Genomic DNA, 10,810 nt, shown 5'->3' with positions numbered 1-10,810 from the left:
ACCCAGCAGCGCAACAACGCGCTGACGGGCTGGCTCCACTTCTACAATCACCACCGCGCCCACTCCGCCATCGGAGGCAAGCCACCAGTCACACGGCTGACCAACGTCCCCAGACATCACAGCTAGCGCTAGTACCGGACACGTAGGTCTCCAACGACGACGTACGCCGGGAACGTCCGCCATGAGCACATCGCCATTCTCTTTGTCCTTAGCCATCTCGACGATCCTCTGTCGAAGTCGCCTGTCAGGCGGGCTCGAGGACTTCAATGCGGCTCCACGACGACCGTGTCGACGAGCTCCCCCGCACCACCATCGCCGCGACGAGCAGCCACGGCACCGCCGGCCAGTCCGCGCAGCCGTCCGGAGTACTCCCGTGCTCGTTGGTTGTTGCGCCGTGCCAAGGCGCTCGCGAGCGTGAGACGTCTATCGAGTGGATGCCGTACCCCACCTTTCGTGCTTGCCTCAACCCGTCATAGTCGTGCTTCACGCGCGAGGACGGTGGTCAACGCGAGGTTGATACGGCTCCCATCCGGGACAACGCCGGCGGGTGGCTACCGAACCACCACTGGGTCCATGCAGGCGGCGTCAGGTCCGCGACCGACCGGCTGGCGAGCCGCAGCTGCATGGCGATGAACGCGTCCGGGTCGCCCGTGACCGCGAGCGCGTCGACGTCCGCGCGGGTCTCGACCTGCCGGCTGATGCCGTTCTGCACCGGGCTCAGCAGGAGGCTCGCAACAGCGAACAACGCCAGCGCGCCAGGCACGATCCCCGCGGCGCCAACAGCAGGTCCGCCGCGTCGTGCCCACAGACCGACGCAGAGCGAGAGCGCTCCGACGCCCGCCACCGCCCCCACCGCACCGAGCGTCGTGCCGACGACCACGTCGTTGTTCTTGGCGTGCGCGAGCTCGTGCGCGACGACGGACAGTGCTTGGTCGACCGGCAGGTCGTCGACCAGCGTGTCGTACAGGACGACGCGGCGGCTGGCGCCGAAGCCGGAGACGTAGGCGTTTAGCGTCGACGTACGCCGGGACGCGTCCGCGACGAGCACGTCGTCGATCTCGACGTCCTCCTCCTCGGCCAGCTCGACGATGCCCTGCCGCAGCGGGCCGTCCTCGAGCGGCTCGAAGGAGTTGAATGCCGGCTCCACGACGACGGGGTAGACGAACGACCCGAGCACCACCATCGCTGCGACGAGCAGGCCCGCGACCGCTGGCCACGCCCGCGGCAGCCGCCGGGCCAGGCCGATGACGACCAGCAGCGCCAGCGACGCGACGACGATCCCGAGCACCTCGTTGCGCACCACGTCGGCGGCGTACCCACCCCACGACCGGGTCGACAGCCCGTAGTCGCGGCGGTGCTGCTCGAAGGCGATGCCGAAGGGCAGGGTGACGACCCGCCGGGCCAGCCCGACGAAGGCCACCAGCAGGACCACCTGCACCCACCACGGCCCGGGCGCGCGTCGGGCCCAGGCGCGTCCGCGCCGGCTGAAGCCGAGGTAGCAGGCCACGAGGATCGAGACGGCCAACGACGAGTAGCTCCAGGTGCGCGCCCACTGCGAGTACTGCTCGGCCCGGGCGACGTGCTCGGCGCTGAAGTAGTCCTCGGCCCGCACGGGCTCGACCGGTCCGCCCGGAACCGGGTCCCACGGCACGAGCCACCAGGCGAGCAGGACGAACGCGGCGCCTCCCACAGCGACGAGCGCCCACGAGGTGCGGCGGGCGGTCGGTGTCACCCGGTCAGTCTGGCAGGTCGGCCAGGGCCGTCAGCCGCGCCCGCCAGGCGGCGGTCAGGCCCGCCTCGGTCCAGCCCACCTGCTCCAACGCGGCGTCGAGACCGTCCGTCCCGGTGGTCCGATAGACGTCGAGGAGTCCGCGCTCCCCCACCCGGTCGGCGAGCACGACGCACGCCAACCACGCCGCTTCGTACGCCGCGCCGAGGTGGGTGGTGGCCGTGTCGAACTCCGCTGCTCCGGGCAGCGCGACCGGAGCGCCGTCCTCGCGGACCTGCTCGATCACCTGGCCGGCAGTGGTGGTGAGCGGCAGGTCGACGTCCCGGAGCGCGACGTAGTCGGCGAACCCCTCGAGCAGCCAGAGCGGCTGCGTGCTCACCGGGGCGCGGGTCGCGACGTGGGTCGCCTCGTGGCTGAGCACCACCTGGGCCCCGCGCGAGCGCAGCGTGCCGAGCACATCCGGGTTCACGAAGACGTGCAGCGGCGCGTCGGGAGCGGTCGAGCCGTCCGGCGCAGCGGTCACGGCCGCCACGCCGTCGTACCGACCGTCGGACGCTCCCAGCACGTCGCCCAGCCCGCCGGCCGAAGCGGGCACCTCGACCACCAGCCGCGGCCGCCACCTCGGCAGCACCCGGCGCACCACGGGGACGGCTGCCTCTGCGCGCGCCGCCACCGGGGCGAGGTTGGTCCCTTCCGCCCCGAGCACCAGCACGCGGTCGGTGCGCTGCACCTCGACCGGGCCGGTCAGCCACAGCGGGCTGCGGCCGTCGCCCCCGCCGACCGAGGTCAGCGCGGCCTCGCCGCCCTCACCGGGCCCGAAGATCATCTCGACCTCGGTGCGCGCGGGCTGGTCGTCGAAGCCCCCGAACCGCCAGGTGACGTCGACGGTCGCCCGCACCCCGCCCTGCGCGCCGCCGGCCTGCGCGACGTAGCGCAGGTCGAGGTCACGCACCCGCAGCAGCTCGGCGTTCGCGACGAGGTGCTCAGCCCCCGTGCCGGCGAGGGGCGCGGCGTCGGCGGAGCCCACCGCCTCCTCCACGAGGTCCAGCGTCGCCTCGATGTCAGCAGGACCGAGGGTCGCGGCCGCCGGTCGCTGCGGCGTGGCGACGTAGGTGTCGTCGCGCAGGACCAACCAGGTCGTGGCAGCAGCGACGACGAGCACCGACGCGACGAGGCCGGCCACCCACCGTCGTGGGCGACCGGCCTCGGCCGGAGGTGCTGGCTCAGCCAGGGCGCACCGCGCCGACGTACGGCATCGAGTGCAGCGGCGCGGTGGTGACACCGGCGCCGGGGTTGGCGGCGTGCACGATCATGCCGTTGCCGATGTACATGCCGACGTGGCTGATCGGGCTGTAGTAGAAGACGAGGTCGCCGGGCTGCAGGTCGCCCTCGGCGACGCGCGGCCCGGAGGAGTACTGGGCGCTCGAGGAGTGCGGCAGGGCGACGCCCGCGGCGCCCCACGCCATCATCGTCAGGCCGGAGCAGTCGAAGGCGCTCGGCCCGGCGGCTCCGTAGACGTAGGCGTCGCCGACCTGGGCCATCGCGTAGGAGATGGCGGCGGCGGCGCGGCCGGACGCGGGCACCGAGGCCGGGGCGCGGCTGCTGTCGCGGGAGAGCAGCGACTCGCGCTCCTTCTCCTCGAGGCGGTCCAGCAAGGACTCGGCCTCGGCCAGCTTCTCGTCGATCGCGGTCTTCTCGTCGGCGAGCTGGTCCTTGACCTCGGCGACCTGGTCGGCGCGGTCCTCGGTGGCCTCGCGACGGATGTCGAGCGCCTTGAGCTCGGCGGTGTAGTCGCCGTACATCTGGTCCTGCAGGTCGTCGAAGGCCGACATCGTCGACAGCTCGGACAGGAAGCCCTGCGGGTCGTCGGAGACGATGACCTGGCCGACCGCGGACAGGCCCTGGCCCTGGTACTGCCGGACGACGGAGCGCTCGACCTGCTCGCGGACGCCCTCGAGCCGGTCGCCCTGGCGGTCCTCGTCGGTCTGCAGGGACCGCAGGTCGCGGTTGAGCTCGCGCAGCTCGATCCGGGCGTCGTTGAACCGCTCCGAGGCCTGCTCGGCCTCGTGGAACAGCCGGTCGACGCGGGCCTGGACGTCCTCGACGTCCGGCTCGGCCTGGGCCGGGCCGGAGGGTCCGATGCCGAGGGCGCCGATGACTGCGAGCCCGGTGAGGGCGGGGATGATGCGCTTCCGGCCGTTGAGCACGAGCGGACGGTCTCCTCGTTGTCGTACGTCTACCAGGTGAGCTGACGGGTTCGGGCACGACAGGCCCTACGCCCGCTCCTCACCGCTGTGCGGTGCCTCGCGGGCGACTCACCCCAGTGGCGCTGCGGACAGCGCCGGTGGTTCCCCGGCTCCCGGCCCGCCAAAGCGGACCGGAACTCGACGCGGTGCCCGCGCAGACCGGTTGGTCCACTGCCACGGGCACCTGAGCTCGACAGGTTAGTCGCGGCCCGGCGCTCGCGCGAAACTTCCGCGGCATGTCGTCGGCCATTCTGGGGGCGAGCGCGGAGTCTTTACCCGCCGGCGTCACACCAGTCACACGCGTCACGCCGACTCGACGTCGTACCCATCTGTCGGCCGCACGAGCCGCAGCGGTGGCACCAGTCCTCCCTCGGCGAGCAGCTCGAGTGCCCGCCGCTCGTCGTCGTCGAACGTCAGCTCCGGCGGCGGCCCCAGCAGCACCGTCACCACGCAGTCGTGGCAGGCCAGACCCCGCACCACACAGGTGTCGCAGTCGATCCGTGTCGTCATGCGGCACACCGTGGCAGTGGCCACCGACAGTGCTATGCGGGTCGGCCGATCGGTCACACATCACCGGTTCACCACTCACGAGCGTCGGTCGACTTTAGGTTGGGTGTCGTGCCCCCACCGCGCGCCGCGAGCCTGCTGCTGCAGACGGTGCTGCTCGCAGCACTCAGCTTCGGAATCTACTTCCTGTCGAGCACGGATAGCGCCTCGTACGACGTCCGCGGTGCGCACGCGCAGGCGTGGCGGATCGCGACCACTGGGTCGCCCGCGATGAACGGCGTCGACACCAGGTTCCTGACCGACGGCTACGACGGCCGTTTCTCGACGGCGGAGGAATGGCTCGTCCGCACCAACGACGGCGATCTTGTCATCGGTCGCTCGCCCGGGGTCGTTGCCATGTCTGTGCCGTTCTACAGCGCGGCGGCACACCTGGGTCACACGGAGTTCTCCGACACTCCCGGAAGGGTTGGGGCCGCGACCTGGACCGCAACGGCGAGCGCGCTCGTCTTCCTTGCGCTCGTGTGCTGCGTCCGTCGACGGACGGCCATCGTGGCGACCGCATCGTTTGCCTTCGCGACACCTGTCTGGAGCGTCGCAGCCGATGGAATGTGGACGCACACCGTGACGGTCCTCGGGATCTGCGGCATGGCCTTCGCTGCCGCGCGAGATCGCTGGTGGCTCGTGGGGCTGTTCGGCGGACTAGCGGTGTGGGGACGTCTGCACGCAGCGCTCATCGTTCTCGCCCTCGGCTCCGCCGCAGCCCTGTCACGGCGGTCGTTGTCGACTCTCCTCCGCGTCGGACTGCCGAGCGTCTGCGCCTTGGCGCTGGCTGGCCTGTGGTCCCAGTGGATGTACGGCTCCTGGAACCCGGGAGGGCCCTACGACGTGACGGCTTACGCCGAGAATTCCCCCTCTTTGTTCGACGGCGTCAGTGGGATGCTGATCAACCACGTCGGCATGTGGGTCTCGCCGGACCGGGGGCTCTTCGTATGGACACCAGTTGCCCTCCTAGCGCTCGTAGCCATCATCAGGACGTGGCGCCAACTACCCATGTGGTCGAAGGCCCTCGCGGCAGGCGGGCTCGCCTACACCGTCGCTCAAGCGCAGGTCAGTCCGTACATGGGCGGTGACGCCTTCTACGGGTATCGGCATTGCCTCGAGGTGGTTGCCAGCGGCACGCCCGCCGCAGTCGTCGCCCTGTCGAAGGCAAGATCCCTTCACCGCTACGTCGGCCCCGTTCTAGCGCTCCAATTCGGGGTGATCTCAGTGGGGGCTGTCACCGAAGGCTTCACCGCCAACGAGGCTTGGTCGACCAACAGTGCGTGGCGCGCTCTTGCCCAGTTTCCAGCGCTCGGGGGCTGGTGGGTGCTGTTGATGCTGGTAGGCCTGTTGGGACAGCGGATCTTGGCACCTGTCTTTCCGGACGCGTCAGCTGATCAGCGCCGCGAGCGCATCCACGGACGCCCCTCGCGCGCCGGCGCGGGTGATGTCGGCGAGCACGGCCTGGTCGCCGGTGACGACGACGACCACGCGGCCGGGGGGCTCGGCGGCGACGAGGTCGCGGATGACGTCGTCGGCGATCGTGCCCTCGGGGCTGAAGTAGACGCGCACGCCGCGGGGCGCCGCGACGACCGGCCGGGCACCGAGGCCGGCCTGGGCGGCGTCGAAGACGACGGTGGTGTCGACACCGGTGCGGGCGACGAGAGGAGCGAGGCCGTTGACGAGCCGGATCCGCTGCGCCTCCAGCGGTGAGGTCGGCCAGACGTTCTTGCTGACGTTGTAGCCGTCGACGATGAGCCGGGCGCGGGGCATCGCGAGGTACTGCTCGAGCAGTCCCGCCGACGCCCCGGTCAGCAGCCTGACCCCGTCGGCCACCCCGGCGGAGAGCCCCGCCTCGACCCGGTCGGCCGGCGCGCCCTGGGCGGACGGCAGCCCGAGCTCGCGGCGCAGCCCGGCGGCGGACTCGATGACGGTCTCCAGCAGCACGCGGGCGCGCACGGTCGCCTCGTCCCGCTCGGCCCGTACGGCGCGCCGCCCGGTCGCCGCGTCCGCCTCCAGCTCGGCGACGCGGGTGCGGAGGCGGCGTACCTCCCGGTCCTGGGCGGACGCCAGGGACTCGACCTCCTTGCGCAGGCCGTCCACCTCGGCGGCGGCCGACTCGCTCGCGGCCCGGGCGGTCCGCTCCGACGCACGGGCCTCGCCGAGCCGGCGCCGCAGCGTGGTGTTCTCGGTCTTCAGCTCCTCCAGCTGCGCCCGGTGCATCGCGCGCAGCTCGCGGGCGGCGCGGTCGGCGGCGTCGAGCTTGCCGCGCAGCCGGGCGACCTCGGTCTCCTCCCGGCTCGGGCCGGCCGGGGCGACCTCGGCGAGCGCGCCGGCCAGGTCCTCCTCCCACCCGCCCGTGCGCAGCAGCCAGGCCAGCGCGGCGCGGTCGGCCGCCGAGGCGAGGCCGGGCGGCTCGACCGCCAGGTGCGCCGCGACCCGGCTGCGCAGGTCGTCGTCGCCCAGCGCGGTGGCGATGGCGGTCGCCCCGAGCCTCGCCCGCCGTGCCGGTGCGAAGGTCGCCACGCGGCGCAACGCCGGCGGGAGCTGCCCGAGCGCGGGCAGCGTGTCCGCCGTCAGCGCCACGACCCGAGCGCGCACGGGCTCGGGCAGCTGCGCCAGCGACGGCGGCGTGGACGGCATGCACCGAGCCTATTCCGCGAGCCGTCGCAGGAATGTCGGCGGCCGCACCTAGCGTCCTCCGCATGAGCAGCACCCTCCGCGCCGAGCACCCCGGAGACCATCGGGAGCGCCCGGGCAGGTGGGAGTCCCAGCGCAGCTTCGACGAGCTCGGCCGGCCGCTGCGCGACATCACCTTCACCGTGGTCGACCTCGAGACGACCGGCGGCTCGGCCGAGGGCGGGTCGATGATCACCGAGATCGGCGCGGTCAAGGTGCGTGGCGGCGAGGTGCTCGGCGAGTTCCAGACCCTGGTCGACCCCGAGCAGCCGATCCCGCCGTTCATCGCGGTCCTCACCGGTATCAGCAACGCGATGGTCTCCGGCGCGCCACCCGTCGAGTCCGCGCTGCCGGCCTTCCTGGAGTTCGCCGCCGGCACCGTCCTGGTCGCGCACAACGCGCCGTTCGACATCGGCTTCCTCAAGCACTTCTGCGAGCAGCAGGGCCGCCCCTGGCCGACGTTCGAGGTCCTCGACACCGCCCGCCTGGCCCGCCGCGTGATCACCAAGGACGACGCCCCCAACTGCAAGCTCTCCTCGCTCGCCCGCGCCTTCGGCTCGACCACCACGCCCAACCACCGGGCACTGTCCGACGCCCGCGCCACCGTCGACGTGCTGCACGGCCTGATGGAACGCCTCGGCGGCCTGGGCGTGCACACGCTGGAGGAGCTGCAGACCTTCTCCGGCCGGGTCAGCACGGCGCAGCGCCGCAAGCGCCACCTCGCCGAGGGGCTCCCCCACGCGCCGGGCGTCTACCTCTTCCGCGACCACGAGCGCCGGGTGCTGTACGTCGGCACGTCCAAGGACCTCCGCACCCGGGTGCGCACCTACTTCACCGCCTCGGAGACCCGGTCGCGGATGGGCGAGATGGTCGGCATCGCCGACAGCGTCACCGGCATCGAGTGCGCCACGCCGCTGGAGGCGGAGGTCCGCGAGCTGCGCCTCATCGCCGAGCACAAGCCGCGCTACAACCGCCGCTCACGGTTCCCGGAGAAGACCACCTTCGTCAAGCTCACCCGCGAGCCGTGGCCCCGCCTCTCGCTGGTCAAGCGCGTGCTGGACGACGACGCCGACTACCTGGGCCCGTTCTCCTCGCGCAAGGTCGCCGAGAAGTGCCTCGCCGCCCTGCACGACACCTTCCCCCTGCGCCAGTGCACCGACCGCTTCGGCAAGGCGCCTTCACGGACCCCCTGCGTGCTGGCCGAGCTCGGCCGGTGCCTCTCCCCCTGCGACGGCACCGTCGACCACGACACGTACGCCGCGGTCGTGCGGCAGCTGCGCGACTCGCTGCTGCGTCGTCCCGACCGGGTGGTGGAGCAGATCAACCTCCGGATGGAGGCGCTGGCCGCCGACGAGCGCTTCGAGGAGGCGGGGGTCCACCGCGACCGCCTGGCGGCGTTCATCCGCGCGGCCAGCCGCACCCAGCGGCTGAGCGCGCTGACGCGGTGCCCGGAGGTCGTCGCCGCCCGGCGCGGCGACGACGGCCGGTGGGCCGTCCACGTCGTCCGGCACGGACGGCTGGCCGCCGCCGGCGTCATCCCGGCCGGCGCCGACGCCCACGCCTACGTCGAGTCCCTGCGGGCCTCCGCGGAAACCGTCGGCAGCGGTCCGGGCCCGGTGCCGGTGGCGACGGCCGAGGAGACCGAGAAGATCCTCCGGTGGCTGGAGTCCCCGGGCATCCGGCTCGTCGACGTCCAGGGCGAGTGGACCTGCCCCATCGAGGGCGCCACGCGTCACCTCGCCATCCACGACGCGGTGAGCAAGTCACGCGAGGAGCTGGTCCCGTTCGCCGACCGACGCGACCTCGCGCCGGTCCACCAGCCAGCCCGCTGAGACCGGCCGTCGCCGCCGCGTCGGTGCAGGCTCCGGAGGGCCCGCCCCGGCTAGGGTCAGCCCATGATCACCGCCATCGTCTTCGTCAAGGCTGACGTCGCCCGCATCCCGGAGGTGGCCGAGGCGATCGCCGCCCTCGACGGCGTCAGCGAGGTCTACTCGGTGACCGGCCAGATCGACCTGATCGCGTTGGTGCGCGTGCGCGACCACGACGACGTGGCCAACGTCGTCGCCGACCGGCTCAACAAGGTCGAGGGCGTGACGGCGACCGAGACGCACATCGCCTTCCGCGCCTACTCCCAGCACGACCTGGAGTCGGCGTTCTCGCTCGGCCTCGACTGAGAACGAGGTCCGAGCCCGACGTGGAGAGCCGCAGCACGCGTCTGGTCAGAGTCGTCATGCCGGCAGTGCTGTTCGGTGCCGTGCTTGCCGCCTTGGTGCACGGCGCCGCTCGCGCGATCAACAACCCGGACACCTACTTTCACCTGCGATTCGGACACGAATTCGCCGATGGCTGGTCCCTGACGGATCCGGGCTCGGTCAGCAGCTTCGCCACCGCGGAGTGGGTTCCGACCCAGTGGCTCCCGCAAGTGCTCATGGCTTCTCTCGAGAACGGATGGGGCCTGGCCGGCGTTGCGTTCCTCGGAGGCGTCCAAGCCATCGTCCTCGCGACGGTCGTGTATGTCGCTACTCGCCAGCGGGCGGATGCGCTAGTCGCAGCCACTGTCACCATCGTCGTGATCGTCACCTCGTGGCAGTTCCTGTCCGTGCGTCCCCAGGTGTTGAGCTATGCCTTTGCCGCCGCTGCGGTCGGTCTGTGGGCGCACGCACATCGCGCCGGCACCGCGCCATGGCTGGTTTTGCCCCTCACGTGGCTGTGGGCGATGTGGCACGGCATGTGGCCGGTCGCCCTCTCGATCGGCCTTGTAGGAGTGGCGGCCGCCGCGCTGGAACGACGGGGCTGGACATCCATCGCACGGCAGGCAGCCGTGGTGCTCGGATGCGTCATTGCCGGCGCGGTGACCCCGGTGGGGCCCAAGCTGTACAGGGCCGTCCTCGGCGTCGGCGAGCGCGCCCCGTTCTTCTCGGAATGGGGCCCCACCGACTTCATCTCCGTGCCCGGCATCGGCGTTCTCGTGCTCCTCGCACCCGCATTCCTCGTGCTGCTTCGCAGCACCCACGAGAACGGCTGGCTCGACATCCTGACGTTGGGCCTCGCAGCCGGATGGGCGCTCTACTCCGCCCGCACCGTTCCTGTCGCCGCCGCCATCGCCGCACCGGTGGTCGCTGCGACACTGCAACGAGGGATAGGGCCTCGCGCCCCTTGGAAGCGCTTCGAAGCAGCCGCACTTCTCGCAACAACAGCTGCCGCAGTCTTGGGTCTGGGCGCCCTGGCTTCGGTGAGAGCGGACGAAGCGCCGTCGCAGCCAGGCTGGGTGGACCGAGAGCTTCGCGGACTGCCGGCCGGCACGCCGCTGCTGAACCACTGGAACACCGGCGGGTACGTGATGTGGCGCTATCCCGATCTCGACCTCGTCATGCACGGGTACGGCGACACGTTCACCATCGCCGAGCTTGAGCGCAACCGTGACCTGCTCGAGGTCCAGCCGGGGTGGGACGACCTAGCACGCGAGACTGGAGCCCGGCACGCGCTGCTCCCACCGGACTCGCCTCTGGCCTATGCCCTCGTCCACCAGACGGGGTGGACCGTGAAGCACACGTCGGAGCACGTCGAGTTCCTCGTGGCGCCACCAGACTGGCCGGCTGAGTAACCTCCC

General features: G+C 71.9%; 8 protein-coding genes, 1 pseudogene and 1 riboswitch. Of the genes and pseudogenes, 4 read left to right on the top strand and 5 right to left on the bottom strand.

The features are described 5' to 3' along the window. Positions 1 to 126: pseudogene (locus tag QWY29_RS05100) on the top strand (IS481 family transposase); the annotation flags it as partial. Between the two features lie 376 nt (positions 127 to 502). Here QWY29_RS05100 and QWY29_RS05095 read toward each other — a convergent pair. The 5 genes from QWY29_RS05095 to QWY29_RS05075 form a co-directional block, all read right to left on the bottom strand. After that, positions 503 to 1,732, bottom strand: coding sequence for a M48 family metallopeptidase (locus QWY29_RS05095; protein ID WP_300959576.1), 1,230 nt, complete (start codon positions 1,730 to 1,732; stop codon positions 503 to 505). Positions 1,733 to 1,736: 4 nt separating this feature from the next. Next, positions 1,737 to 2,912, bottom strand: coding sequence for a hypothetical protein (locus QWY29_RS05090; RefSeq protein WP_300959575.1), 1,176 nt, complete (start codon positions 2,910 to 2,912; stop codon positions 1,737 to 1,739). 40 nt (positions 2,913 to 2,952) lie between these two features. Next, on the bottom strand, positions 2,953 to 3,936 hold the full coding sequence (locus QWY29_RS05085) for a C40 family peptidase (RefSeq protein ID WP_300959574.1): 984 nt from the start codon (positions 3,934 to 3,936) through the stop codon (positions 2,953 to 2,955). A 15-nt stretch (positions 3,937 to 3,951) separates the two neighbouring features. Beyond that, a riboswitch (cyclic di-AMP (ydaO/yuaA leader) is annotated at positions 3,952 to 4,119 on the bottom strand. Between the two features lie 159 nt (positions 4,120 to 4,278). Next, positions 4,279 to 4,485: a hypothetical protein gene (locus tag QWY29_RS05080; RefSeq protein WP_300959573.1), complete on the bottom strand. Its 207-nt coding sequence runs from the start codon at positions 4,483 to 4,485 to the stop codon at positions 4,279 to 4,281. 1,425 nt (positions 4,486 to 5,910) lie between these two features. Then, positions 5,911 to 7,164: an NYN domain-containing protein gene (locus tag QWY29_RS05075; protein WP_300959572.1), complete on the bottom strand. Its 1,254-nt coding sequence runs from the start codon at positions 7,162 to 7,164 to the stop codon at positions 5,911 to 5,913. A gap of 62 nt (positions 7,165 to 7,226) precedes the next feature. Here QWY29_RS05075 and QWY29_RS05070 point away from each other — a divergent pair, with 62 nt between their 5' ends. From QWY29_RS05070 to QWY29_RS05060, 3 genes are all read left to right on the top strand, one after another. After that, entirely contained in the window at positions 7,227 to 9,032 is a 1,806-nt protein-coding gene (locus QWY29_RS05070; protein ID WP_300959571.1) for a DEDD exonuclease domain-containing protein, read from the top strand. Positions 9,033 to 9,095: 63 nt separating this feature from the next. After that, a complete protein-coding gene (locus QWY29_RS05065; protein WP_300959570.1) occupies positions 9,096 to 9,374 on the top strand; it encodes an Lrp/AsnC family transcriptional regulator in 279 nt (92 codons plus the stop codon). Positions 9,375 to 9,394: 20 nt separating this feature from the next. Then, positions 9,395 to 10,804, top strand: a complete 1,410-nt coding sequence (locus QWY29_RS05060) for a hypothetical protein (protein ID WP_300959569.1) — start codon at positions 9,395 to 9,397, stop codon at positions 10,802 to 10,804. The last annotated feature ends 6 nt before the right edge of the window (positions 10,805 to 10,810 follow it).

Origin of the sequence: Nocardioides abyssi (assembly GCF_030412915.1) — a bacterium.
GTDB lineage: Bacteria > Actinomycetota > Actinomycetes > Propionibacteriales > Nocardioidaceae > Nocardioides > Nocardioides abyssi.
This window is presented reverse-complemented; position numbering and strand designations above follow the sequence as displayed.